This is a genomic window from Barnesiella sp. An22, from assembly GCF_963931395.1.
GTDB classification, from domain to species: domain Bacteria; phylum Bacteroidota; class Bacteroidia; order Bacteroidales; family Barnesiellaceae; genus Barnesiella; species Barnesiella merdigallinarum.
The window spans coordinates 2,809,587-2,835,526 of record NZ_OZ007014.1 but is presented as its reverse complement, the minus strand read 5'-3'; the positions used below and the strand labels follow the sequence as shown (position 1 = coordinate 2,835,526).

16 protein-coding genes are annotated in these 25,940 nt (G+C 52.4%); 5 read left to right on the top strand and 11 right to left on the bottom strand.

All coding sequences use genetic code 11. The annotated features are described in order from the left end of the window. Nucleotides 1–179 precede the first annotated feature (179 nt). From ABGT88_RS11760 to ABGT88_RS11725, 8 genes are all read right to left on the bottom strand, one after another. Nucleotides 180–2,210, bottom strand: a complete 2,031-nt coding sequence (locus ABGT88_RS11760; protein ID WP_346702279.1) for a LamG-like jellyroll fold domain-containing protein — start codon at nucleotides 2,208–2,210, stop codon at nucleotides 180–182. A gap of 102 nt (nucleotides 2,211–2,312) precedes the next feature. Next, on the bottom strand, nucleotides 2,313–6,098 hold the full coding sequence (locus tag ABGT88_RS11755) for an endo-beta-N-acetylglucosaminidase (RefSeq protein ID WP_346702277.1): 3,786 nt from the start codon (nucleotides 6,096–6,098) through the stop codon (nucleotides 2,313–2,315). Between the two features lie 106 nt (nucleotides 6,099–6,204). Then, nucleotides 6,205–7,905 (bottom strand): SusD/RagB family nutrient-binding outer membrane lipoprotein, encoded by a 1,701-nt coding sequence (locus ABGT88_RS11750; RefSeq protein WP_346702275.1) that lies wholly within the window; start codon nucleotides 7,903–7,905, stop codon nucleotides 6,205–6,207. A 14-nt stretch (nucleotides 7,906–7,919) separates the two neighbouring features. After that, complete coding sequence (locus tag ABGT88_RS11745; RefSeq protein WP_346702273.1) at nucleotides 7,920–11,477, bottom strand: SusC/RagA family TonB-linked outer membrane protein; 3,558 nt, start codon at nucleotides 11,475–11,477, stop codon at nucleotides 7,920–7,922. Nucleotides 11,478–11,604: 127 nt separating this feature from the next. Further along, nucleotides 11,605–12,537 (bottom strand): FecR family protein, encoded by a 933-nt coding sequence (locus ABGT88_RS11740; RefSeq protein ID WP_087408363.1) that lies wholly within the window; start codon nucleotides 12,535–12,537, stop codon nucleotides 11,605–11,607. Nucleotides 12,538–12,677: 140 nt separating this feature from the next. Then, complete coding sequence (locus ABGT88_RS11735) at nucleotides 12,678–13,220, bottom strand: RNA polymerase sigma-70 factor (RefSeq protein WP_087408364.1); 543 nt, start codon at nucleotides 13,218–13,220, stop codon at nucleotides 12,678–12,680. Nucleotides 13,221–13,561: 341 nt separating this feature from the next. Then, nucleotides 13,562–13,687, bottom strand: a complete 126-nt coding sequence (locus tag ABGT88_RS11730) for a hypothetical protein (protein ID WP_346702271.1) — start codon at nucleotides 13,685–13,687, stop codon at nucleotides 13,562–13,564. 112 nt (nucleotides 13,688–13,799) lie between these two features. Continuing rightward, on the bottom strand, nucleotides 13,800–14,390 hold the full coding sequence (locus ABGT88_RS11725) for an RNA polymerase sigma factor (RefSeq protein ID WP_087408366.1): 591 nt from the start codon (nucleotides 14,388–14,390) through the stop codon (nucleotides 13,800–13,802). 330 nt (nucleotides 14,391–14,720) lie between these two features. Here ABGT88_RS11725 and ABGT88_RS11720 point away from each other — a divergent pair, with 330 nt between their 5' ends. From ABGT88_RS11720 to ABGT88_RS11710, 3 genes are all read left to right on the top strand, one after another. After that, nucleotides 14,721–15,623 carry a nucleotidyltransferase gene (locus tag ABGT88_RS11720; RefSeq protein WP_087408367.1) on the top strand — a complete coding sequence of 301 codons (903 nt, stop codon included), beginning with the start codon at nucleotides 14,721–14,723 and terminating at the stop codon, nucleotides 15,621–15,623. A gap of 640 nt (nucleotides 15,624–16,263) precedes the next feature. Further along, nucleotides 16,264–17,625 carry an MATE family efflux transporter gene (locus ABGT88_RS11715; protein WP_258327088.1) on the top strand — a complete coding sequence of 454 codons (1,362 nt, stop codon included), beginning with the start codon at nucleotides 16,264–16,266 and terminating at the stop codon, nucleotides 17,623–17,625. Next, on the top strand, nucleotides 17,622–18,275 hold the full coding sequence (locus ABGT88_RS11710) for a helix-turn-helix domain-containing protein (protein WP_258327089.1): 654 nt from the start codon (nucleotides 17,622–17,624) through the stop codon (nucleotides 18,273–18,275). Before ABGT88_RS11715 ends, ABGT88_RS11710 begins: the two co-directional genes overlap by 4 nt. An 82-nt stretch (nucleotides 18,276–18,357) precedes the next feature. Here the strand turns inward: ABGT88_RS11710 and ABGT88_RS11705 are convergent, their stop codons facing one another. Further along, on the bottom strand, nucleotides 18,358–20,808 hold the full coding sequence (locus tag ABGT88_RS11705) for a phosphodiester glycosidase family protein (protein WP_346702267.1): 2,451 nt from the start codon (nucleotides 20,806–20,808) through the stop codon (nucleotides 18,358–18,360). Nucleotides 20,809–21,543: 735 nt separating this feature from the next. Here ABGT88_RS11705 and ABGT88_RS11700 point away from each other — a divergent pair. Together ABGT88_RS11700 and rpe are read left to right on the top strand one after the other, a co-directional pair. Next, nucleotides 21,544–22,869, top strand: coding sequence for a retropepsin-like aspartic protease (locus ABGT88_RS11700; protein WP_346702265.1), 1,326 nt, complete (start codon nucleotides 21,544–21,546; stop codon nucleotides 22,867–22,869). Nucleotides 22,870–22,966: 97 nt separating this feature from the next. Then, entirely contained in the window at nucleotides 22,967–23,617 is a 651-nt protein-coding gene (gene rpe / locus ABGT88_RS11695; protein ID WP_258327092.1) for a ribulose-phosphate 3-epimerase, read from the top strand. Nucleotides 23,618–23,708: 91 nt separating this feature from the next. Here rpe and ABGT88_RS11690 read toward each other — a convergent pair whose 3' ends face one another. After that, the gene (locus ABGT88_RS11690; protein WP_087408373.1) at nucleotides 23,709–24,905 is read right to left on the bottom strand and encodes a transglutaminase family protein; all 1,197 of its coding nucleotides are present in this window, start codon (nucleotides 24,903–24,905) and stop codon (nucleotides 23,709–23,711) included. A 12-nt stretch (nucleotides 24,906–24,917) separates the two neighbouring features. Further along, nucleotides 24,918–25,652: a copper homeostasis protein CutC gene (locus ABGT88_RS11685; protein ID WP_346702875.1), complete on the bottom strand. Its 735-nt coding sequence runs from the start codon at nucleotides 25,650–25,652 to the stop codon at nucleotides 24,918–24,920. Nucleotides 25,653–25,940 lie beyond the last annotated feature (288 nt).

Below are 25,940 nucleotides of genomic sequence, written 5' to 3'. Positions count from 1 at the left end.
ATGACGTATGATAGTTACTTGCATTGAAAGTTTCAATTGTCTTGTATTCTTGTTTCTCATGGTTTTGAGGATAGTGAAATGGAAGATTCTCAGTCCCGCGATTCCATGAAGTCCGTTCTGTTTTTGAAAAACGCCCCGCACTCGTAAGAGCCGGGTACGGGGCGCACTGCAAAGGTAAATTATTTTTTGAAACGAACAATCGTGTGATTGCCATTTATCGAAACCTTGGCCAGGTAAATACCGGCGGGCAGGTTCGAGAGATCGGTGGCCGGTTCGGCACTTTCGGCTACGGCACTACCCAGCAGGTTGTAAACTACGGCTGTTGCACCTTGGGGCATGTAGAGCACGTTGCTGTTAAAGTAGATGGTCTCGGCGGCTACCTCGTCGATGGCCGAAGCCAAAGAGAAGGTAACATCGACAGTTACATCTTCGGTTCCTACTTGAATGGGGTCGGTTACGTTGGCGAGAGCTTCACCGTTTACCGTAATCGAGTTGATTTCGTAGGTGTTGCCTTGGTTTACAGCATAGAGGTTGCTGTATGTTTTCACGGCAGCAGGCGATTGAGCCAGAGCCACGTTGTAGCGTTGCAGCTCATAAGCGGCATTCTCTTCGGCCGGGGTGTTGTAGGTTACGTTCACCGTTTCACGACCGTTGGTCATTTGGATAGCCGAAGCCATGGGGAAGCTCTTGTTCGAGAGTGTTCCGTTCTGACGATAGTAGGCATCGACATCGCCGGCCAGATTCTCGACCGTAGTGCTCGTGGCCGATTCGGGGCGATAGTAAGCTACCAGACCGTCGGGGATTTCGTTGAAGCCGTACATCGAAGCTTTGATCTCCTCGGGCGTAAGCGTGCGGTTCCAGAGCTGAACCTCTTCTACTTTCGAGGCCATCTGGTTGTATTTCGAGTCGCCAAGAGCAAAGTCGCAAGCATCGTAGAGCAGGGCCAGACCACCTTGACCTACCTCTTGCGTGAGGGCTACCTCACCGTTTTTGTAGACGGTGAATGTATTGCCGTTGTTGCTGGTTGCCAAGGTAATGAAGGCAAATTCGCCGGGATAGAGCGTAGTTGTTTCCGATACGGCAGGGGCCGTAGCACCGGCACAAGCCGTCGAGTTGCCATCCCAGATACGATACCATACGGCCAGTTTACCGTCTTGTACACCTATACCGTAAGAGCCTTCGACTTTCCAGGTAATGCTGTTTTGTACGTGACCCATGAATACACCGTTGTAGCCCATGGGCGAAACCCAGGCCGAGAAGGTGTAGTTGTGCGACCGTTGATCGCTCGATACTTGATTTTGATCGGTATTGTGAGAGCCCAGAGCCGTATCGCTGAATCGCAGTTGAGCCTCTTCGCTTCCGTAACCGGGAGCCGACATCAACATGGCGTCGCCCGTGGTGGCCAGTTGTTTGAACTCGGCGGTGAAGTTGGCAGCAGCATTGACCGTATAGGTCGAGTTGGGATAAACCTCGCCGTTATTCTTTACCGATACCAGTTCATAACCGCTGTTGGGGGTAGCGGCGATGTCCAGGATAGTACCTTCGGCAACCTCTTCGCCCGGAGTAATGGCGGTTTCGCCGTTCTTGATCGAGAGCGTTCCGTTCTCGGGAGCGGTAAAGTTGATGGCATATCTCTGGATATTCGATTTGACGGTTATCTTCACGTCGTAGTAAGTACCCTCGGCATAGCTGCCATCGTAGGTAGTGACGTTGTCGGTTCCACCGATGAACATCATACGCAGCAGATAGACGGTACCCTCTTCGGCCGAAGCAGGAACCGTGAACGAGGGAAGCGTACCTTCCGATACTTTCGAGGTATTGTCCTCGACATATACCGTCACGCCATTGGTTTTATCTTCAAAACCACCTTTTCCCGAGTTTCCGCAGAGGATGAGGCGGGTCATCTCTTTCGATTCGTTGGCATCGCAGAAGGTAACGAATTGTCCCCACCACGTGTTGATCTTGATGGTGAGATCTACTTTGCTACCCGGAGCAACCAACAACTCTTGAGCGATTTTACCACCGGGTTCTTTAGGAATAGAAACATTGTTCAGATCTTCCAAAGCACCCGATGTGCTGAATGATACAATGTTCCCTACGTTCCCTACTGTGGGATAGGTAGGAGCCTCATACCCTTCGAGAGGGCTCTGGGCATTGGCTATGGCCCCGCCCAGCAGAGCCGTAAGCATCAAAAGGTAAAGTTTTTTCATAAATAAAAAAGCTATTAAGAATAAAGTGTATGAATGAAATTTATGTAATAAACTCCACCGTACACGACGGAGCGTGTGCGGTGGAGTTGAATTACTCTATGATTACTCGGCTACTACTTTGAGTGTTCTGATACGTTTGTTGTCTTTCGAGACAGCTACGTAGTAAACACCCTTGCCTCCGTTGATCGTGAGCGTGCAGATTTCACCGGCCATGGCCTCGTGTTTGCGGGTAGTTACCAGGCGACCCTGTGCATCGTATACGTCGATTACATAGTTGCCGGTGGCAGCAAATTGCAGGTTCACATTGTCAATGAAGGGGTTGGGATATACGGTGAGGTTGTTCACCAGATTATCCTCAACGGCATCGGGCAGAACCACCACGATGTATTCGTCTTTGGTCATCACGTCCTCACCCCAGCCATTGGCCAGTGTAAGCGTTACGCTGTATTTGCCGTCCTTGTCGAAAGTAACCGTAGCCTCGTCGCCGTCGTTGCTTACCTGGGCATCGGGCACGGTAAAGGTCGATGTGGTGGTGATGGGCAGTGTTCCCGACATAGCGGGGTTACCCTCTACGTTGATGTTGGCAGGCATGAGGTACTCTTCGTTGAGCGATGTATTCTCGCCACCGGCACCTTTCACCTCTACATAAGCGGCTTTGTTGTTGGCTTCGAGAGTACCTTTGTTGTCAAAGGCTTTTTCGCTTGCATTGTAGTTGTCGCTTTCGAACGTCCAGTAGCCTTTCAGGTCGCTGGGTATCTCTTTACCGACATAGCCCTTCATGGCTTCTACCACTTCTTCTTCGTTCAGAGCTTTGTGCCAAACCTGTACATCGTCGATGACTCCGGTGAATCCCGATTTGTACACGCGCGAACCGCCGATGTAGATAGGACAGTCGCCACCGATGTAGGAGTGTTTCGTAGCGTTGTCATCGGCTATTTTCTTACCGTTGAAATAGATGGCTTGAGAGTGTCCGTCGAACGTGATGAGGATATGCGTCCATTGACCTTCGGTCAGGCCGTAAGACTCACCACCGAACAGGAGTCTGTCGGTGCAGCAGTTCAAGTTGGGAATCTCGTGCTTGTTGCTGTTGCCGTTGAACGAGTTTTTGGCTTCGTTGTTGTACATCGTGTACGATACGATGTTGTTCCCCAAAATCTTGGTGCCTTGTCCGTTGTATGTCTCGGGCCAGATGTCTACCCAGATAGCGCCCCAGTTGTTGTTGGGCCAGCCGATATCCATGTTGCGTTGGTTGATGAGGCCGATACCATATTTGGCATGAGAGAATTTTTCGGGTTTGATCCACATACCTATCGAGTAGGTGCTTTGTGAGTTGGGCAAGAACTCGGCCGGGATACGGAACATGTAGGGGTCTTCTACCTGCAAGCCGCGCGATACGGTACCTTCGCCTTTCTTACCGGTATAGCTCAGGGTGACGGGCTCGCCGTTGTCGGTCAGCGTGATGTTGGTCTCCGAAGCGGTGAAATCTTCAATCGAGGGGATAGCACCCGTGCTCTCGGGCGAGATTTGTACATAGCCGCGGTACATGAGCTCGCTCAAATCCGTCTTGGTTACTTTCACGTCGTAGTAACCCTCTTCTTCGAGCGAGGTCGTGAACGAACGGCCTCCATCTTGGAATGCGACAGCGTTACCGCCGGTAACTGCGTTGTAAATCTCCCAAGTCATGGGTTCTTCCTGGTTGGGGTCGATGAGCGAGAGGGTGAACTCTTCGCCGGCTTTGATTACCGGTTTGTCGCATTGGATACCGTCGACCAGCGTCAAGCCCGTAGTCAGGTAGTTGGTCCAGGTGATTTCGCTCTTGGTTTTTCCATCGGGAGCTACGGCACATACACCCACGCGGTAGTCGGTTACCTCGTTGTTGGCCGATACGGGAGCACCCACTACATAGTGAGCCCACGACGAGGTAGTACCGCAGAGGATAGGATCTTCGCCCTTGGCCTGTACATATACTTCGAAATACCAGGTATCTACATCTTCGTTATAGACGGGTATCGAGGGATCGTTGTCGTTTTTGGTCGATGCGCAGTCCCAGCTGAACTTGAAGTCAAGCGAGTTGTAGGTACGTTTTTTCAGGATATTGCTTTCGGCCGTTGTGATGGTGGGTTGTACCGGAGCAAACGTTTTGGCGGGGATGATAGACATCTCGCCGATGAGGATTTCGTAGTTGGCAGGGGTGTTTTCGAACTTGAGACCGATGAGAGCTACGTTGCCGTTCATGCCGATTTCGGAAGCTTTGGCCGAGATGGTGGTCCATTCGCCTTCCTTGGCACCGGTGATGTCATAGTAGTGCAACGTGTTTTCGCTGCCTACGAACGACCAGAAGAGCTTCATGTGGGTGTCGGTACCGCTTTTCAGTTTGATGGTCATCGAAACGGCATCGTCTTCCGATACGTTGAAATTGGTCTTGAACAGGCGTACGTTCGATACGGTGGTGGCGCCGTTGAATTTCATGGCCGAACCGCCATACCAGGCATCGTCGAAAGTAAAGCCGCCCTCGATACAGTCTTCGGGCACGTTTTTATTGTCGTCGGTAATCCACCAGCGCCAGGTGGGCATGTAATCCTGTACACCCACGTTGAACCACTTGTTGGGGAAAGTCACTTCACCTTTTTCGTAGAACGATTTACCGTTACCCAGGCAGAAGCGGGTTACGAAGGGGAGTTCTTGCAGTACGCTTCGTGCCGGCAGGAACTCGGCGATACCGTGGAATCGCTCCATGGCAGCTTCGCTCGAGCTGGTGATTCCGTCGGCGACAGCCGGACGTTTGGCCGGGTTGCGGTAACCGCCCGAGAATACCTGCTCTTGTTTTTCGAGGTAGCAGGCTTGTACGGCTTCGTCGCCCGAACCGAACTCCGACGAGTTCTGGTAAATCATGTTGGTGGTGTGGTTACCCCAGAAAGCGATAGACATTTTGTTCTTTTTCAGCATTTTCCACGAGCCACGGCCCAGCCAGTTGCCCTGAATGTCATAACCGGCATAGAGGGTATAGGGGTTGGCTCCGATCTCTTCGGCAACCGATACCGACTGGCTGGCATAGCCGCTCCAGCTGTAATTGAGCATATACATATCGACCACTTGCTTGCCGTTTTTCCACAACCAGTCCGATTTGGATTTGTTGAAATCCGAGCCGAGGTTCATATAACCGTCGTTGGTGTTGGTTCCATACCAGTATACGTGGAACTGCCAGCCAATCGACTCGGCATACTCGCGGCATTGCGAGAAGAAATCTTGCAGGGCCGAAGCATTGGGCACGGTACCCTCGGGGTTGATACCTACACCGTCAAGACCGTAGTAGCGCAGGAATTTCACGAATTTCTCAACCCATTTGAATTGGCCTCCCTCTTTTTCAACCAGCATATTTACGCTGTTGTTGGACTCGGTGTTGTCACCACCCCAAGAGTCGAAGAACACGAGACCGCCACTGTTGGCCACACCGTTGCGGTGGGTTACGTCGCTGTATGCTCCCGGCACGCGCACCCAGGGCAACGACCAGCCGCCTTGCGAGTCTACATAGGACCACATGCTGAAGTTATCGCCGTCGAACACATAGCGGGGCAGCGATTGCCAGTAGGTATCGGAGATACCCATGGGAGTCCACATACAGAATTTGCGATCCTGGGTCATGGTGGGATCTACCTGTGTGGCAGCGTTTACAAAGCGCTCTTTCATGGGAACGCGCGCGATGTAGAAATTCTCGTCTTCCGAGAGGGGAGTACCCGGTTCCCACTCTCTGAAGTATTCGGAGAACGGTTTGGATTTTCCGTCATCGAAAGGCATCACGTAAGAATCGTGTGTCGGCACGTTTTGGGCATAGCTTCCCACCACGGCGGCACAAGCGAACACGGAAAGTAGTAATTTCGGTGCTTTCATGTTTTTGGTTTTTTAGTTAAATAATAGAATCTCAAAAAGTTGTTTTATTTGTGGTAGAATAGGAGAGACCGCAGCCGGTGAGCCGCAGCCTCTCCGTTGTTACAGATTAGTTCCCGATAGCCTCGGTTTCCCAGCGGCGGTTGTCGCCCAGTCCGGCGGGGTCTTCTACGTCCCACCACAGGTAGGTACGCATCAAGTTGCTACCACCCAGAGCCTCGATACCCGATGTGTTGACATCCTGGGCAGCGGCGGCGTCGGTCATGTTCCAGGGGATACGGCGAATCATGCGGCCGTTGCCCAGCGATCCGTCACCGATGTCGTTGACGGGGAAGATGCGGGGATAGCCCGTGCGGCGCAGGTCGTTCCAGGCCTCGAGACCCATGGGGAACTGGGCCAGCCACTTCTGGGTGATGATTTTTTCGAGCTTCGTCTTGTTGTCGTCGCTGTTGTTGAGTTTTACACCGATGGTGATCAGACCGGCCTTGTTGTTGCGCTCGTTGTGCGGGTCGACATAGTCGATCGAGGTATCGGCCGATTCGAGGTTCCAGTAGTCTTTGAACTCCTGGTCGGTCTGTGCGATGCTATAGTCACTGAACATGGCGGCAACACCTCTCAGATAGCTCGTCGAGAGCGAGCCTCCGATGTTCCAGCGCAGGGCGGCTTCGGCCTGGAGGAAGTAGCGCTCCGAGAGTTTGAAGATAGCCAGCGGGAAGTTGGCAAAGGCACTCGATACACCCGAGTATTTGGTGTACTGGTTGTTGTCGTCGCGCGGGGTGAGCTGGATACCGGCAGGTACGCCTACGATGGCGGTACCGGCTGTCATCGTCACTTCGCCGTCTTCGTTACGGATGTCGTCGCTGTTCTTGTCGAATATCTTGTCCATGAAGGGGACTTTGAGCCGCTTCATGATGTTCTCGAGCGAAGCGTTCATGCGGGTGTCGTTCCACAAAATCGAGATGAAGGCCAGCGGGTGGTTGGTACCGTTGATAGCCATCGTGTTGTACTCGATGTTTTTCTCGATGAGACCGTCGTTGATAGCGGCTTCGGCTTCGGCTTTGGCGCGGTCGGGATCGACGTTGCTCATGCGCATGGCCATACGCAAGCGAATCGAGTTGGAGAACTGGCGCCAGGTCTCTACGCTGCCGCAAATCTTGTCGTACTGGGCCAAGATGGTGTTAATCGTATCCTGGTGTTCCTTCGAGGTGTTGGTGAAGTCTTTCAGGATTTGACCGGCATCCTTGAGGTTGACAAAGAGCGAGTCGTAGATCTGGTCCATGGGCTCGTAGGTAACGGGCGGTTCCTGCACGTCGTTTTTGTAGTCGGTCCAGGGGAAGGGTCCGTATACGTCGGAGAGCTCGAGGGCCGAGAAGCAGTACATGATGTTACACATGGCGCCGAGCTCTTTCAGGTTGAGCTGGGATGCCGACCGCATGACGGGCAGGGCAGCCTGTGCTACCAGGAAGAAGCTGGCTTTGGGACCGTCGCAGTATTGGGCGAAGTAGCGGTAGGTCGAGGGCAGGTTACCGCTGAAGTTCTGGGTACCGGCCATGTAGCCCGAGTAGTTGTCGATATGGATGTTGAACTGCACCTGGTAGATGTGTGCACCGTTCGAGGCGCCCACGTCGTGCATTTTCTGCTGGGCCGTCAGGAACATACCGGCAGCTTGTTCGTAAGTCTCGGCCATGGAGAGGTCGCCCGACCCTACCTCGATGTTGGAGTTCAGGTCGTCGAGCAGGGGGTCGCCGCAGCCTACCAGGGTTACAGCAGCGGCCAGTGCAAATACGGAAGAATATATTGTCTTTTTCATAATGTTACCTTTCATTAGAATGATGCTTTAAGTGAGATACCGAACGAGCGGGTAGTAGGCATGCTGAAGATGTCGACGTTACCCAGGGCATTTTGCGTACTCAACGACGTATCAGGGTCGATGGGGGCGTCGAGGTAGAGGAAGAAGAGGTTACGGGCGTTGGCCGAAACCGTCAGGTTCTTGCTCGGGCCGAAGAGGTTGCGGAATGTATAGGCCAGCGAAATTTCACGCAGACGGAAGTTGGTGGCATCGTATACATAGTTGCGGCCTACCGGCGAACCACCGCCGATGGTCTGGTAGTATTGGTCTACCGGTACCAGGGTGTTGGTGCCCGGGATATACATGCCGGGTTTGGTTACGGCGCCGTCGGACGAAGTCCAGTAGAGGTTGTTGGCTACGGCGTAGTCGCGGGCATCGGCCGTGCGTTGCGAGGTACCGAAGTAGTCGAGGTAAGCCTCGGTGAACGAAATAACCTTACCGCCTACCTTGCCATCGATGAGGAAGTAGAACGAGAAGTCTTTGTAGTTGAAGGTATTGGACCATCCGAGGGTGTGCTTGGCATTCATGTTGCCCAGGTATTCGTTGGCCTGTCCGTTGAGCTTGAAGGGAGCACCCGTGTTGGGGTCGACTACAATTTCGCCCGTGATTTCGTCGCGCATGAAGTCTACGGCATAGAGGTCGCCATACGAGCCGCCCTCTTCGAATTTGATTTTCAGACCGCTCAGGTTACCCATGTCGATTTCGTGGATATACTTCTGACCGTTTTGCTTGCGGGCTACGGTGAGGATCTTGTTGTCGTTGTAGGCGTAGTTGAAAGTGGTAATCCAACTGAAGTCGTTGTTGGGAGCAAAGATATACGATGCGGTCAACTCGACACCTTGGTTGCGCACTTTACCACCGTTAATATAGATCTCTTTACCGGCGGCACCTTCGTATTTCATGAACTGGTTTTTCATGATGGCGTTGTAGTAGGTAGCTTGCAACGAGATGGAGCGGTCGAGCAGGCTTACATCGAAACCGGCCTCGAACGATTGAGTCGTTTCGGGTTTGGGATCCTTGAAGTTGATGATGGCGCTACTGATGTAGGCACCGGTAGCCGGGTTGCGCGAGGCCGAAGCCAGGAACAAGTTGTTGGGAATCGAGTTACCTACCTCGGAGTAAGAGGCGCGGAGCTTCAGTTCGTTGATCTGTTCGGGCAGAGAGAGCAGTTTGTTCATTTGGGCCGAAGCACCTGCCGAATAGTAGGCGAAGTGGGGGTCCATGTCTTTGAACTGCGTGAAGGCGCGATACCAGTCGTCGCGGTAGCTACCCTCGACGGTCACCTTGTCTTGCCAGGTTACCTGAGCGGTAGCGAAGATGGCGCGTTCCCAGTTCTTGGTGGTGAGGCCTCCGTAGTTCTCTTTGCTGTTGATGTAGATGTCGGAGAGCACAAACTGGTTGCACGAGAGGTCTTCGGTATAGGGGGCTCCCGATTTGGCGATGGGGGTAATCATCCATTGGTCGTACGACGAGTTCATCATGCTACCGCCGGCGTTTACACCGATGGTGAAGTCTTGAATCTGCTTGTTGTAGCTCAACATGAAGTCGCCGTAGAAGTCGCTCGATTTGGTGTGGTCGAGGATGAGGCGGCCGCGGTCGATCATCTCGGCATTACCCCAGGTGGTGGCGTATTGACGATTCTCGTCGTTGCGCTCGTTGTAGTCGTATTTGATACGGGCCTGCAGGTTCAGGTCGGGGATAATCTGCCAGTTGGCCGTGATGCTGCCGAAGGTACGGTTGATTACCTCTTCGCTGGTCATGCGGTTGAGCAACCACCAGGGGTTGTTCAGGTTGATGGCGTCGGTATACCATACCTGTTTGCCGTAGTTCGAGTCGGAGAGTGTCGAAGTCTTACCGCTTTCTACGACCGAGATGGGCAGACCGTCGGAACCGGTTTGCGACACGATGTAGCTATAGGGGTTCGAGGTCCAGGTAGCGTTGGTGTCGTAGTAGTTCTTGCGGTACCAGTTCATATCGAGGTTACGCGGCGAGGTGTAGAGCTGATAGATGGGGTTGAAGAAGGTACCACCGGTGGGGCGGTTTTTGGTCTTCTGGTTGATGTAGTTGGCCGAGATGTCGATTTTGAGTTTGTCCTTGAAGAAGGAGAAGCTCTGACGCAGGGCGATGTTGTGACGCTCGAACTTGTTGGTCTCGACGATACCGTTGGCCGTCGTATTTCCGTAAGAGAAATAGGTCTGTGCCACTTTCGTACCACCGCTCAACGAGATGGAGTTGTTGAAGTTGGTACCCATGCGGTAGAAGTCGCTGATGTCGTAGGCGTTACGGGTGAGGTGATAGGGCGAATTGGCCGTATTGTAGTACTCGTCGCCGAGGGTGTTCATGCGTTGGCCCCAGCTGTTGGAGTTCATCGAGAACCCGTTGGCTACCGAACCCGACATCTGTGCACCGTATACGCTTTGTATCTGGGGCAACTTGAGCGGAGTCTCGAAAGTGGTGCTGCTCGATACGTCGATACGCAGCTGACCCTCTTTACCTTTCTTGGTAGTAATCATCAGTACACCGTTCGAAGCGGCACTACCGTACAGGGCGGCCGAGTTGGCACCCTTCAGCACGGTAATCGACTCGATGTCGTCGGGGTTGAGTTGCGAAAGGGCGTCGCTGCTCTCTTTCGAACCGTCGGCCATCATCGTGGCACCGCCGCCGTCCATGTCCATCTGACCGTTTACGCTGTTCTGCATGGGCACACCGTCGATAACGATAAGGGGCGAGTTGTTACCCAGCATCGAGGCGTTACCACGCAACAGGATTTTCGAGGCACCACCGGCACCACCCGAGTTGGGCGTGATGACCAGACCGGCGCTCTTGCCTTGCAGCGAGTTGATGAGGTTGGCCTCTTTGGCGCGGGTCAGCTCGTCGCCGCCTACGGTTTGGGTCGAGTAGGAAAGTGTCTCTTCCTTACGGGCGATACCCATGGCGGTAACCACTACCTCGTCGAGCAGCTTGGTGTTGTCGCGCATGACGATGTCGATTTTATCTTTCCCGTTGATGGGTTGTTTCACGGTTTGGTAACCGATGTAGGAGAACTCCAATTCGTTGCTCCCGGCCGGAACCTTGATCGAGTAGTTGCCGTCGATGTCGGTGGCGGTGGCTACGCTGGTACCGGCTACTTTTACGGTGAGGCCGATGAGGGTTTCGCCCGAGGCGTCGGTCACGTTACCGGTTACGATTCTCGAGCCGTTGGTGGCTTGAGCGGCAGTGGCAGCACCCTTGTTGCCTTTGCCCTGCTCTTGAGCGACAGCTCTTTTTGAAAGCATGATGTTGGGGTTCTGTATCGAATAGGATACGTCGGTCCCTTTGAACATGATGTCGAGAACTTCGCTGACGGTTTTATTCTTGACGTTTAGGTTTACTTTACGCTGGGTATCCACTTGTGTATTGAAGACAAACAGACACTTCGCTTCTTTTTCGATCTTTTTCAGAACGTCTTCTACCGGAGTATTCACTTCGGATAGGGAGATGCGAGAATACGCATCGGCGCTGGCTTCGAATGCGTAAGCCAGAGCAAAAGCCATGATAAGTGCTTTTAAACTTTTTCTATACATATGTGTGTTTATGGGTATTCAACAAGGATTGTGAATAAAAAATGTTTTGGGTGTTTCAGGGTAATAGGTGTGTTATATGTTCATAGGCATGGAGATGTTATTTGTGTTTTGCAGTTATGTAAATGGTATTATGTTCGTTGTTCCATTTGAAATCGAAATCGAAGTCGTGTTGCAGGGCGTGTAAGGCATGTTGTACACCGTTGTAGCGATAGAATTTACCGGTATAGCGCTCGTTGCTCTGTATCTCTCGGTCGATACTGATTTTTACGCCGAAGCACTTTTCAAAACCATCCATGAGCTCGGCGAACGATTGGTTTTTGAAATAGTAGATACCGTCTTTCCACAGTTCCGACTCGAGCGAGCGGATGACCGATTGCTTGAATTCGCCGTCTTTGAATTGAGCGCGGTAGCCCGGTTTGAGGGTCGCGCTCTTGTCGCCCGACGAGATTTTTACCGAGCCTTCGATGAGCGATACCATGAAGTCTTTCTCTTCGGTGGTTGAAGTGACGTAGAATTTGGTACCCAGCACCTTTATCTTTCCGTTGGGGGTGTTGACGATAAAGGGTCTCCATCGGTTGTGGGCAACTTCGAGGTAGGCTTCGCCCTCGATTTCGATGTTGCGTTGCAGCCCCATGAACGACGAGGGGTATTTGATGGTCGATTCGGCATTGAGCCATACTTTGGTACCGTCGGGCAAGAGCAGGGTGTTGCTGTTACCGGCGGGAACCGTGAGTGAGTAGAGGGGAACGATACGGTCGCTCAGCGTGAAGTAGAAGGCTCCGAAGGCTACCGAAAGCAGCAGAATGACTACTGCGGCAATGCGCAGAAGCTGTATGCGGTAGTGGCGGCGGAAGTCGTACTGGGTGTGCTGTATGGCGTCGGTCGATAATAAAACGGCATTGTATATGTTGCGTTCCCGGCAAAATTCCTTCAGGTTTTCGGGCGAGGCCTGTGCCCATGTCACGACCTCATTGCGCTCTTCTTCGGTGGCGCAATTCCCAAAATATCTATATAATGTTTCTTTTTTCATATATTATATAAACCTTATAAATCTTTGTATCCCTAGTTATAAAATAAGATTTTTTTATAAGGGGGGAGTTAAGGCGGGTCGTGGATGTCTGGGGTGAGGCTCTGCTTCTCTTTCGTTGGAAATACGGAGGCTGTTGTCGGTTACAAATAGTCTTTCAGGTTTTTGCGCAGCATGTTCAGACTTTTTGAGATGTGAAATTCCACACCTTTGACCGATATGCCGAAGTTCTCGGCGATGGTTTTGTAGGGTTTCTGTTCGAGGTACCGTTCGTAGAAGATTTCGCGGGTACGGTTGGGCAGGGTTTTGATGGTGTCGTTTACAATCTCTTCGATTTCGCTGGTGAAGAGCTCGGAGGGGTCGCACCCTTTGAGCGAGGAGATGTTGATTTCGATTTCGCCGATGAGATGGCGGTGCAGTTCGTCGTTCTTTTGCAGCAGGTTTTTGCGCTCTTCGAGTACGTCGATACACCGGTTGCGGATGATGGTAAAGATATATCCTTTTATGTTGGTCGACTTGAAGGTCTCTTTGTCTTTGTTTTCCCAGTATTGAATGTATGACTCCATGACTACATCTTCGGCATCTTGCATATTCCCGAGATAGGAGTATGCAAATTGAATGAACCCATTTTTAGAGCTTCTAAAAATGTGGTTGAAATCGTTTTCTTCTTGAGTTATCGGTGTCATTAACTTTGAATTATATCAAAATCTATACCTCTCTTGAAAAGCATATCAAAGGTTTGCAATTCGTCTATTTTGTGTTTTTTTTCAATGATACTTAGATTTTTAAGGTCATAAATCGTGCATTCCATAAGGAAAATCGGCGTGCTAATATAATATTTATAGAATAAAAACGGAAATAGGCAACCTAATTTTTTTAAAAAAAGTTGTTGCACAAAGAAATGTGAAGAAGATAAAGGAGGGGTGATTGATTGTCTGTCTGGAGCAGGACCGATTCAGACGGAGAGAGAAGGGGTGGGGCCGATACTCAAAGGGGGAGTCCCTGTTGGCAGGAATCCCCCTTTGTATCAGTTATTCACGAATCCGCCCAATGAGGTCGGAAGTTGCGGCTCGAACGAGTAGGCTCTGGCAAATTGCCTGATAAAGTCGATTGTCGAGGCCGACGGCTGTTGTTGCGTCTTTGAGCTTCTCATTGTCAGGGTGTCTTTGGGAGTAGAGGTTTTTTTCATAGGCCGAAGTGTTGATGTTTATATATGGTAAACGTCGTCGGCCTGTGATTTATTATCTGTGAGGTGCTCTTTTTTATTACAGAGTGAGAACAATGTTGTTCTCTTCGGCCATTTTCCGCAGGTTGAGTATGGCATAACGCATCCGCCCCAGTGCGGTGTTGATGCTTACCTGGGTGAGGTCGGCAATCTCTTTGAAGCTCATGTTTTTGTAGTAGCGCATGATGAGAACCTCGCGCTGCGAGTGGGGCAGAGCTTTGATGAGTTTGCGTATGTCGGCCTCGATTTGGTTGTGTACGATGGCGTCTTCGACCGTACCCTCGCTCAGCTCCTTGCGGTTGAAGATGTCCATGGTTTCGTTGTCCGATACGACGTAGTTGTCGGCCTTCTCCTGGCGGAAGAAGTCGATGATGAGATTGTGGGCGATACGCGAAATCCAGGCCGGGAACTTGCCGTTCTCGGTGTAGCGTCCCTGCTTGATGGTCATAATGGCCTTGACAAAGGTCTCCTGAAAGATGTCGTTGGCCAACTCTTTGTCTTTGACAATGTAGAAAATATAGTTGAAAGTACGGGCCTGATGACGCTTGAGCAATACATCAAAAGCTCCATTATTACCTTCGGCATACAGCGCAACCAATTCTTCGTCGGTGCGGTCGAATAAATCGTTCATTACTACCTCTCTTTTTTTTATTCCAGCGTAATGTTTTGTCGATAGGCAATCTTATTTTAGAGTGATTCAATAATTATTATTCGTTGCAAATAAAGATGTTTTTTTTGAAAACGGAAAGCAAAAATAGAATTTTTTTGTGCTATCGTTTCATTTTTAACATAGTTGCCGTGAACAAAATCGGTTTGTTAGCATTGTGTTTCTTCTGTTTCCGAGCCGATTAACGAGACCTTCCTCAGAGCCGGAGGTGAAAAGTCGGGAGCGCATGGGTGCATTATCATAAAAAATAATTACATTTGCAACTCATGGAAAACTAAAAAACAAGAAACTGTTATGAAACCAACTCTTTTTGTATTGGCCGCCGGTATGGGTAGCCGGTATGGGGGCTTGAAGCAACTCGACGGACTGGGCCCCAATGGTGAAACGATTATGGATTATTCGATATTCGACGCTTTGCGTGGGGGATTCGGTAAAGTAGTTTTCGTCATCCGCAAAGATTTCGAACAAGATTTCAGAGAGAAGATTCTTTCCAAATACGAAGGACATATCCCGTGCGAACTGGTGTTCCAGTCGATCAACGACCTGCCCGAGGGCTTTACCTGCCCCGAAGGCCGCACCAAACCGTGGGGTACCAACCACGCCGTGCTCATGGGCAAGGATGTGATTAAAGAGCCGTTTGCCGTCATCAATGCCGACGACTTCTACGGCCGCGAGAGCTTTGCCATCCTGGCCGACTATCTGAAGAATCAGGAGGGTAAGCAAAACGACTATTGCATGGTGGGTTACCGGGTAGGCAACACTTTGTCGGAGAGCGGTACCGTGGCTCGCGGTATCTGCGAGACCAATGCCGCCAAACACTTGACTTCGGTGGTTGAGCGTACGCAAATCGAGCGTCGCGACGGCCGGGTCATGTACAAGGAGGACGACGACAGCTGGACGGCTATCGACGACAATACGCCCGTGTCGATGAACATGTGGGGCTTTACGCCCGATTATTTCAAATACTCCGAAGAGTATTTCGTTAAATTCCTCCAGGAGAATGCCGGCAATATCAAGGCCGAGTTCTTTATCCCGCTGGTAGTCAACGACCTCATCCAATCGGGTAAGGCTACGGTTACGGTACTCGACACGCCGTCGAAGTGGTTTGGGGTGACTTATGCCGCCGATCGTCAGTCGGTTGTCGACAAGATTCAGGCACTGGTCGATGCCGGTGAATATCCTGCCAAGCTCTTCTAATCGAGCGGCTTGACATAAAAGTTTATCAGAAGAGAGAGGTTGTCTCGCGTGAGTGCAACCCCTCTCTCTTTGTCTCTCGGTGGGGTGGGGCAGGATGTTGGGCCCGTGGGGGGCTGAATGGAGAATCAGATAGGGATGGGGCGAATTGGGATAGCCAAACTCTTGAAAACAGTGTTTTCGGTTTGTCTCTGCTCTCGCCTTTCACTATCTTTAGATAAGATAGGATGCGGCTCGGCCAAGCAAATAATGCAAGTATCTTTGCTTGTCGCTCACCTTTCACTATCTTTATAGAAGATAGGATACGGTTCGGGATAAAAAATATCTGAAACGATGTTTCGATATTTTATTCTCCTCTCACCTTTTCGTATCTTTGTTACACGAAGACAGGATGCGGCTCGGCCAAGCAAATCATGCAAGTATCTTTGCTTGTCGCTCACCTTTCACTATCTTTATAGAAGATAGGATACGGTTCGGGATAAAAAATATCTGAAACGATGTTTCGATATTTTATTCTCCTCTCACCTTTCACTATCTTTGTTACACGAAGACAGGATGCGGCTCGGCCAAGCAAATCATGCAAGCATCTTTGCTTGTCGCTCACCTTTCACTATCTTTGCACGCTGTTTTTGAAATGGTATTTATGAATGCGATTCCACTATTGCCTTATAAGCAACAGGTCGTTTCGTTGCTGAAACTGGGACTCCCCATTGTCGTGGGGCAGTTGGGCATGATTATATTGGGACTGGCCGATACGGTGATGATCGGGCACCACAGTACCGAGGAGCTTGCGGCTGCTGCCTTTGTCAACAACGTATTTAACCTGGCTATTATTTTTGCGACGGGTTTCTCGTACGGACTTACCCCTCTGATCGGGATGTTGCAGGGGACCGGCAACGTGCAGGGAATCGGGCGGGTTTTCCGCAATGCCCTCGTGGCTCACACGGCAGTGGCGGTGCTGCTCACGGTTATCATGTATGTGGTCTACTGTTTTGTCGATCGGCTGGGACAGCCGGTGGAGTTGTTGCCTTACATACGGCCCTATTTTGTCTTGCAGCTCATCTCGCTCATTTTCGTGATGCTCTTCAACAGCTTCCGGCAGTTCTCCGAGGGGCTCACCGATACACGCACGCCCATGTGGATTTTGCTGGGGGGCAATGCTCTCAATATCATAGGGAACTATCTGCTCATCTACGGTAGCTTCGGTTGCCCCGAATGGGGGCTGTTCGGTGCCGGCGTGAGTACGCTGGTGTCGCGGGTAGTCATGCTGCTGGTCTTTGTGGGGATGGTGTGGTGGATGCCTCGCTACCGGGCCTATCGGGAGGCGATGCGCCATTCGCGCTTCAACCGCAACGACTTCGTGCAACTCAATGCCCTGGGGTGGCCGCTGGCCTTGCAGATGGGTATGGAGACGGCTGCCTTCTCGCTGAGCGCCATCATGGTGGGTTGGCTGGGCAGTGTGCCGTTGGCGGCTCACCAGATTATGATTTCGGTCAGTACGCTGGGCTTTATGATTTATTATGGTATGGGTGCTGCCCTGGCGGTGCGGGTGAGCCACTTTATGGGACAGCGCGATTTCCCCAACCTGCGCCGGGCCGTACATGCCGGGCTGGGCATCATTCTGGTGCTGGCCGTGGCAGCCAGTCTCTTCTTCTACCTGGCTCGGGTGCCTATCGTATACAGTTTCACCGAAGACCCCGCGGTGATGGCTCTTGTGGTGGTGCTCATCTATTCGCTCATCGTCTACCAGTTTGGCGATGCCTTGCAGATTACCTTTGCCAACGCCCTGCGGGGGACGGCCGACGTGAAGCCCATGATGTGGATTGCCTTCGTGGCCTATTTCGTGATAGCCTTGCCGGTAGGATACCTGTGTGGTTTCACGCTCGACGGTGGAGTCGTGGGGGTGTGGGTCGCCTTCCCGGCAGGATTGTTCTCGGCCGGCTTCCTCTTTTGGCTGCGGTTCCGCTACCGCCTGCGTAGATTGATGAAGGAGGGGCAGGTATGAAGCCGGTATCCGACAAAGCCTATCTGCAACAGCTCATCGACGAGGGAGAGCACCAGCAGCAGGATTTCAAGTTCGAAATCTCCGATGCCCGCAAGATAGCCCGCTCGCTGTCGGCCTTTGCCAATACCGACGGTGGCCGGTTGCTCATCGGGGTGAAGGACAACGGCCGCATTGCCGGGGTGCGCTCCGAAGAGGAGATTTACATGATCGAGGCGGCGGCCCGGCTCTACTGCCAGCCGCAGGTCGATATTGTCATGCACACCTATACGGTCGATGGCAAGACGGTGCTCATTGCCGAGATTCCCAAGGCTCCGGAGAAACCGATACAGGCCCAGGTGGCTCCCGGCAAATACATGGCCTATGTGCGCATTGCCGACGAGAACATACTGGCTACGGCCGTGCACCTGGCGGTGTGGCGGCAGAAGAACAGCAAGCGCGGGTCGCTTGTGGAGTATACCGAGCGCGAGCAGATGTTGCTCGACTATCTGGCCGAGCATGGCGAGATAACGGTGAGCAAATACAGCCGGTTGGCCCGGCTTTCGTATCGGTCGGCCGTGGAGCATATAGCTCGCTTTGTCCGCTTCGGGTTGCTCGAGGTCTGCTTCGAGCATCACAAGTTTTATTATCGGTTGCGGCAAAGCGAAGAGTGAGGTTGAATAAGCTCGAATGATAACATAAAACGGGGGAGAGTGGTCGCACACCGCTCTCCCCCGCTGTTATAATAACCTTATCTTATTTTACCCTGAATTTCAAACTTTGAGTCTGGCCGTTGGCCCGAATTGTCACGAGGTATATCCCGGGCGTGAGGAAGCGGTCGGGCAGGGGGTAGGTGTAGGAGCCCGGCAGTTCGCGGGTGGTGGTGTAGGCGGTGAGTTGCCGTCCGTCGAGGGTCCACAGCGCGATGTCGGCCGCACCGGTGCGCGACAGGCGGTAGTGCAGCACGGGCGAGCCCTCGGTCGAGATCCAGGCAAAGCGACTCTCGGCAACGGGGGTCGTTACGGCCGAGTTCTCCTTCACGGGGTAGTAGGCCCGCAGGTCTCGCAGGGGTATGGCTACCTCGGACCGGCTGCCGGCGTTGAGCACCAGGCGGATGGCCTGCAGCGTGAGGGGGAAGTCCTCGATGGGATATTCGCCACCCTCTTGGGCAAAGGCCCACGTGATAGTCTGGTCGCCGGTGTGAGAGGGCACATACTCGGGTTGCCAGTAGTTTTTACCCCCTTGGTGGGTGAAGTCGCAACGGATGTGTTTGATGGCGGCCAGCGCCTCGTCCGAGAGGTTGATTTGCAGCGAAATGGAGTCGGGCAGACTGTACAGCCGGTAGCTCTTGCCCAGTTCGACGTAGGGGTTGCGTCCCGCCTTCTGGTCGAACCGCAGCACGGCTCCGTCGCTCCATCCGGCCGGCAGCCCCTCGTGCGTGAGGGTGAGGGTGTTGGCTACGGTCGAGGCGAGGGGGTAGTCGGTGAGGTCGGCAAAGTCTTCGTGTACGAGTGTAGCCGGGGTCACCTCTACCGTTACGTGCAGATTTACCGTGAGGTCACCGAGGGTGCCGGTGAGGGTAGTCTCACCGTTGGCCAAGCCTTTGATTACCCCCTCGTCGATGCGGCAGCACGAGGGGTTGGTCGAGCTCCAGGTGAAAGCTGCCGGGTCGAGCGTATATACCTGGCCGTTGATGCTCCCCTCGAGGTTGATGCGGTAGGGGCGCACACTGTCGATGAGCACTTCGTCGACAGCGATATGAATGCCTTCGACCGGTCGGGTCGATACCGGCAGCTCGGCCGAGATACCGTCCTTTTCGGCAATGATTTTACCCGCCATCACCGTTTCGCCGGCATGGAATACGGCCTCGTCGTCGACCCAACCCAGCTCGGCCGGTTCGCAGCGGAAGGTGAAACCTTCGACGTTACGCTCGACAATATCCTTGTATTGGTTCTGAGCCATGAGGGTGAGCGGTGCCAGCGAGATAATGGGTACGTTCAACTGACTTTTCGAGAAGGTGTAGTGGGCCACCACGCTGTCTTCGGGGGCATTCGATACCACCAGCACGCCGTCCATGACCGGACGCAGCGAGCCGCGCCCCGGCAGGTTGAGCATGGTGTGGTTCACCACGATGGCCGTGGAGCCTCCGCTGTCGAAGTTGACCACGTTCCAGGCGCCGTGGGCCAGCATCCAGTTGGCTATGTCGATGCAGTTGATACCCACGCTGTTCTCCGAGAGTTCGGTGGCTACGAAGTAGACCGTCTTCCCGTCTTGCGACATGCCGGCCATGGTGCGGCACGAGAGCTCGTATTCGCGGCCGTTTTCAAAATCGTTGTATTCGCCCTCGTGCAGTTTCCCCTCGAAGGCGATGCTGGGGTAGCCGTGGAAGGCCTGCAGGATATTCTCGGGCGGGGTGCCGAACTTGCCGGGTATCAGTTTCTGCGAGATAGTGATTTCGCTGCCGACAGCCACACCGGGCAGGGCATCGCGTTTCGTGTTGCGCAGGAAGAGAACGAAATCGCTCTCGGAGGTTTGCAGCGGCGAGTCCGATACCTCGAGCACCTCGCACGCGGTAGGCTCACCGTTGATAATCCAGTCTCCGAGCGGGCGCAGCTTGATATACCGCCCCTCGGCATCGAGCGTGAGGGCGTTGAGGTTGGTAAAGAGCACGCAGTCGCCGTTGGTGTAGCCGATACCCCAGTTGAACTGGTCGATGGCTACCGACTCGCCGGTAGGCAGCGAGGCCGAGCACTGAGGCACGGGGAAGAATACCGAGGCCGTTTTGTCTTGTGTGATAGCAAAGGTAGAGCGACCGCTGCCCGACGACCAGGAGATGAGGCCGTTGCTGGCGTTGAGCCCGATGCAGATGCCGGCATCATAGCTGAAGAAGTCGTGGTTGAAGGCGGCACACACCTTATGTCCCGGCCGGGTGAGCCGTTTCGACATGTCTTGCACCAGTTCGCGCGAGAGGTCGGGCACGGCGTTGTTCGACTGCACCTGCTCGATGGCATTGTAGGGGTTGGTCATGTCGATGGTGGTAGCCCACAGCGTGAGGGGTACCGATTCGTACCGTATCTTGATGTATTGGATGCCGGGGCCTATTTCGTAGTGTTCCAAGGTATCGGCCACTCCCCAGTCGGGAGCGGCAGCCTGTCCGGCCAGAATACCCATGGCTATCGAGGCAAGGAGAGTAAATCTTTTTCTCATGTGTTTTTATATATTAGTAAGACTTCTGTCGTTGGTCAAGTGTCCGCACAAGGCATGTTATGGGATTGTGCGGCCTGGTACGTCAGCGACTACTGCCTTGTGAGGCAGAACTCTGCACGTATTGACACTAACAAAGATAAAGTGCTTTTTTGGAAATCACTAAATAAATTACCCTAAAATATTGTATCTAAATATTATTTATTGTGATTCATGGGGTAGCTGTATTCGATATGAGAATATAAGTGGAGATGGAGTCGGCTCGGGATAGACAAATTTTTGTTTCGTCGTATGGGTATTTCTGGATACCGCATCGGGGTGCGGTATGACGGGGTGTCACCCCGCGCTGCGACGCGGGGTCCAGGAGGAGGGGTGTAGAATAGGAGTCGGTTCGGCATAGCCAAATATCGAAAACTGCGTTTCCATTTGTCCCTGCCCTCACCTTTCGCTATCTTTGGATAAGATAGGAGGCGGCTCGGCCAAGCAAATTTTGCGAGCAACTTTGCTTTGCCCTCACCTTTCACTATCTTTTCATAAGACAGGAGTCGGTTCGGCATAGCCAAATATCGAAAACTGCGTTTCCGTTTGTCCCTGCCCTCACCTTTCCCTATCTTTGTTTCACGAAGATAGGATGCGGCTCAGTATAAAAATCAAGCAAGCTTGTTTTTCTACCTTCGACTTTCACTATTTTTGTAATTACGATAGTAATGATGAAGTTAAACAATAATACAACAGATTATGAAGAAACTCATTCTTACATTAGGGATATGTTTAGGTTCATTTTCATTTGGATACAGTCAAAGTTCAGATGAAAAAATAGCTGATGCAATGAATAATTCAGACTGGTTTGCATTGGACTCTTTATATCAAACAGAGCCCAGAGATTCAATCAGCGATTTTTTTGAAATATTTTCTCGTTGCCTTATTGGAAATAGGTTGAATCGTCCAGATGTTTCTATTCCTGCCTTTACGGAATTATTCAACACTCAGTCAGACAATCTTGATTTGGGTAATATGCTCAGTTCGTCCATGATGTTTGCCATGGACTTAAGCAGGACTGGAGATAATGAGGCTGCTGCAAACATGTTATCTTCAACTCTTGGTTCAATACGCTCGTATCTTGATAGTACAACCATTGCAGGGGTTCAGCAATTTATCGATCAATACGAAGCTCTATCCAAATACAATCCATATAAAATCACATTTGAAAATTCGGCAGGGACTATTCCGTTTGAGATTGTACCGGTTGGTCCGGAAAAGAACAATTCGGTATTGATGCATCTAAGAGACAGTTATATAAATGGCGTTGAAGCCGATATTACTTTTGACACAGGCGCAGGAGTAAATATTATTACCGAATCATTAGCCCTTAAATATAATTTAATTCCACTCGAAGCATCCAGTACTGTTGGGGGAGTAGGTATACAAAATGGAAACTATGCAATAGCCAAGGAATTGAAAATTGGAGATATGATTGTTACGGATGTTCCTTTTTATGTCATAAACATAACAACTCATAACGAAGAGGCAGACCAATATATTGACTGTTTCGATATTGTGGTCGGTAGCGAACTGATGTTACAACTCAAAGACCTAACCCTTGATTTTGTCAATCATAAAATTACAGTTCCATCAGCCGCTCCCAAACGAAGCCAAGTGTCTCCAAACATGTGTTTTTCATCCAGTATGAATTTATTGGGCAAGGGTATCGTACACGGTAATAAAATGTTGATGAATATTGATACCGGTGATGCTTCATATGGTTCGTTAGACGAAAGATTCTTTGCGAATAACAAAGAATACATCACTACTCATTGTAAATTGGATACTGTCAGAGGTGCAGGAATTGGAGGTGTGCACATATCGGAGTGTTATCGAATGCAAAACATAGCACTCGAATTGGGAAATAGTCAAGTGTCTGTACCTGAAATGGTTGTTTTGTTGGAAAAGAATACAGACGGTGTATTGTATTCTTATCAATGTAATTTAGGGCTCAGATCGTTGATGCTTTTTGACAAAGTACGATTCAATATGGTCGATTTTGTATTGACGACATTTGAATAGAAACGATAATAATCTATTATGCAGACGAAAGAAAATTATTGTTATCTTCTTTTCGTCTGCATTTCTTTTTGTACTTTTGTATAAACAAGATAGTGATATGAGCGTAATAATTTCTCCGTCGTTGCTGTCGGCCGATTTCGGAAATCTGAACAGCGAGATAGACATGATTAACGAGAGTGCGGCCGATTGGCTGCATATCGACGTGATGGATGGCGTATTTGTGCCGAACATCTCGTTCGGGTTTCCTGTACTGGAGTTTGTGAACCGTCGGTGCAAAAAGCCGCTCGACGTGCATTTGATGATTGTCGAGCCGCAGAAGTTTATCGCCGAGGTCAAGCAGATAGGGGGCGCCATCATGACGGTGCACTACGAGGCTTGCACGCATCTGCACCGGGTGGTGCAACAGATTCATGCGGCGGGCATGAAGGCGGGCGTTTCGCTGAACCCGCACACGCCGGTGTCGCTGCTCGAGGATATTATCGAGGATGTCGACGTGGTGCTGCTCATGTCGGTCAATCCCGGTTTCGGCGGGCAGAAGTTTATCCCCCGTATTCTCGACAAGGTGCGCGACCTGAAGGCGATGATTGCCCGGCGCAATTCGCACGCCCTCATCGAAATCGACGGCGGCGTGAACCTCGAGACGGGGCGGCAGCTGGTCGAGGCCGGTGCCGATGCGTTGGTGGCCGGCAGCTTCGTGTTCCACTCCGAGGCTCCGCTCGATACCATAGCCCGGCTGAAACAGTTGTAACGAAAAAGAGAACTTGAAAGAGGATAAAGCAGAAGCCCTCGCTTGCACATCGGTTGGCAGGCGAGGGCTTCTCTTTATGCAGTTGGTATCGTTATTCCATATAGGCTGTGACGGTTACGGGGTCGGCTCCGACGGTTGCCTCGACGGTAGCGCGTTCGCCCCGGGCGTTTTCATAGACAAAGGTGTAGGTCTGGTCCTTCTTCAACAGGAACTTGAGGGCATCGTTCATGTCCTGCAAGGGACCGGCGGTGCGGCCGCCACCCAATTGCACGCCGTTGCAGAAGACGTCGACGTTGGCCTCGACCCGGTCTTCCGATTGGGTGCTATGCTGTTTGTCCTTGTACATGACGAAGGTCACCACGGTGTGGGTATTCTCCCGGGCAATGGTTTGGGTCTGCTGGCCGTAGAGGTCGATATAGCGTTGCGACACGTCGACGGCATGCACGTCGCGCGACTCCTGATTCCAGACCATCGGGAACCAGTCGCCCGTGGGGCGGAACGATACGGCATAGATGGCGTGGATGCGGTCGCCCGGAGTCGACTGTCCGGCATCGGCCATGAACCAGGCGCCGTCGAGGGCAGGGGGGTAGTAGTATTCGGTCGAGTACCAGGCCCCGTCGAGCCATACCTCGGTCCAGCTGTGGTTGCCCCGGTTGTCGTGCCAGGCAGCCGTGCCCACGAAGCGGGCCGGGATACCTACCGAGCGCAAGGCATCGACCAGCAGGATGGAGAGACCCGTACACGAGGCCATGCCCTGGCGCATCGATTCCGACGGGCTCTGGTTGGTCTTTTCGCGCAGGGTATTATATTCAACTCCCACTACTTGCGGAATGATGCGGTTGATGGTGTCGAAGGCCGCACGCATATCTTTACAGTCTTTCACCCGAGGGGCAAAGCGCTCGTAGAAATCTTTCCGCCAGGCATCGCGCACCTCGTCGACTGAGGCGTAGGGCAACACTTCGTTGAGGAAAATCGAGTCGGGCAGCGCCTTGGTCCAGGGAAATTCGGCACGGGCTCGGCAGGCGTAGGTCACGTTTTCGCGCAGCAGTGCCAGGTCCATGGTGTCGCGGTCGCCCTGGGGCATCCAGGCCAGCAGATAGGCCATGGCTTCCTGTTCGTCGCGGGGTGTCTCCTTGAGTAGAGTGCGCAGGCTGTCGGCTCGGGGCGAATCGTCGAGCACGGTTTCGAGTTGTCGCTGACTGTCGGCCGAGATTCCCGACGAGGTACAGCCTGCAACCGTGCAGGCCAACCCGGCGCACAGCAGCAGGAGGGCATGAGTTTTTTTCATATCGGATGGTTTTTATTGAGTTAATTGATTGAGAATTTCGCGTATCTTGCGTTCGTCGGCGCCCACCGAAGCATATTCGGGGATACCCTCCACACCCCCCATCGAGACGGTGGGGTTGCGGTAGGTCATGCGGCTCTCGATGAGGCAGCGGGCACTGAAGTGCACGGCGTCGACTCCCGCTTGAGCCAGAGTCCGCACGTTCGACGGACTCACGCCGCTGCCGGCCATGATGGCTATGCGGCCGTCGGCCTGACGCACCAGCGAGTGCAGGGTGTCGATTCCCTCGCTGACGGTGTTGCGTCCGCCCGAGGTGAGTACCCGGTAGCAGCCGGTGCGCACGAGAGCTTCGAGGCCCTCGGAGGTGTCTCGCACCATGTCGAAGGCCCGGTGGAAGGTAAACTGCATCGAGCCGCAACGCTCTACGAGTCGGGCGGTGCGGGCTTCGTCCACACGGCCGTCGGGGGTGAGGATACCCGCCACGGCACAGTCGGCGCCGCATTCGCGCACGAAATCTATCTCGTCGAGCATCAGGTCGAACTCGTCGTCGGTATAGAAGAAGTCGCCCCCGCGGGGACGAATCATCACACTCAGTTGCAGGTGGGGTATCTGGCGGGCCCTTCGTATGAGGGCCGCCGAGGGGGTGGTGCCCCCTTCGTAGGGCGAGGCGCACAGTTCTACCCGTGTCACGCCGGCGCGGGCTGCCGCCCGACAGGCTTCGAGGGAGAAGGCGCAAAGTTCGGTTTCGATCATGGCGATGGTTTTTGTGTGTTTGCTACAAAGATAGCGAAAGGTGAGCGACAAGCAAAGATGCTTGCATTATTTGCTTGGCCGAACCGCCTCTTTTCTTCTGAAAAGATAGTGAAGGCGAGGGCAGAGGCAAACCGAAAACGCAGTTTTCAGTATTTGGCTATGCCGAGCCGAATCCTGTCTTATGAAAAGATAGTGAAAAGAGAGAGCAGTGACAAACCGAAAACGCAGTTTTCAGTATTTGGCTATGCCGGGCCGACTCCTGTCTTCTAAATTTTGTTGCCGTGT

Coding starts and splice junctions, on each gene's coding strand:
- ABGT88_RS11715 (WP_258327088.1), top strand. CDS start 16,264: ATGAATGCGATTCCACTATTGCCTTATAAGCAACAGGTCGTTTCGTTG.
- rpe (WP_258327092.1), top strand. CDS start 22,967: ATGAGCGTAATAATTTCTCCGTCGTTGCTGTCGGCCGATTTCGGAAAT.
- ABGT88_RS11750 (WP_346702275.1), bottom strand. CDS start 7,905: ATGAAAAAGACAATATATTCTTCCGTATTTGCACTGGCCGCTGCTGTA.
- ABGT88_RS11710 (WP_258327089.1), top strand. CDS start 17,622: ATGAAGCCGGTATCCGACAAAGCCTATCTGCAACAGCTCATCGACGAG.
- ABGT88_RS11725 (WP_087408366.1), bottom strand. CDS start 14,390: ATGAACGATTTATTCGACCGCACCGACGAAGAATTGGTTGCGCTGTAT.
- ABGT88_RS11730 (WP_346702271.1), bottom strand. CDS start 13,687: ATGAGAAGCTCAAAGACGCAACAACAGCCGTCGGCCTCGACAATCGAC.
- ABGT88_RS11760 (WP_346702279.1), bottom strand. CDS start 2,210: ATGAAAAAACTTTACCTTTTGATGCTTACGGCTCTGCTGGGCGGGGCC.
- ABGT88_RS11735 (WP_087408364.1), bottom strand. CDS start 13,220: ATGACACCGATAACTCAAGAAGAAAACGATTTCAACCACATTTTTAGA.
- ABGT88_RS11705 (WP_346702267.1), bottom strand. CDS start 20,808: ATGAGAAAAAGATTTACTCTCCTTGCCTCGATAGCCATGGGTATTCTG.
- ABGT88_RS11720 (WP_087408367.1), top strand. CDS start 14,721: ATGAAACCAACTCTTTTTGTATTGGCCGCCGGTATGGGTAGCCGGTAT.
- ABGT88_RS11690 (WP_087408373.1), bottom strand. CDS start 24,905: ATGAAAAAAACTCATGCCCTCCTGCTGCTGTGCGCCGGGTTGGCCTGC.
- ABGT88_RS11740 (WP_087408363.1), bottom strand. CDS start 12,537: ATGAAAAAAGAAACATTATATAGATATTTTGGGAATTGCGCCACCGAA.
- ABGT88_RS11745 (WP_346702273.1), bottom strand. CDS start 11,477: ATGGCTTTTGCTCTGGCTTACGCATTCGAAGCCAGCGCCGATGCGTAT.
- ABGT88_RS11755 (WP_346702277.1), bottom strand. CDS start 6,098: ATGAAAGCACCGAAATTACTACTTTCCGTGTTCGCTTGTGCCGCCGTG.
- ABGT88_RS11700 (WP_346702265.1), top strand. CDS start 21,544: ATGAAGAAACTCATTCTTACATTAGGGATATGTTTAGGTTCATTTTCA.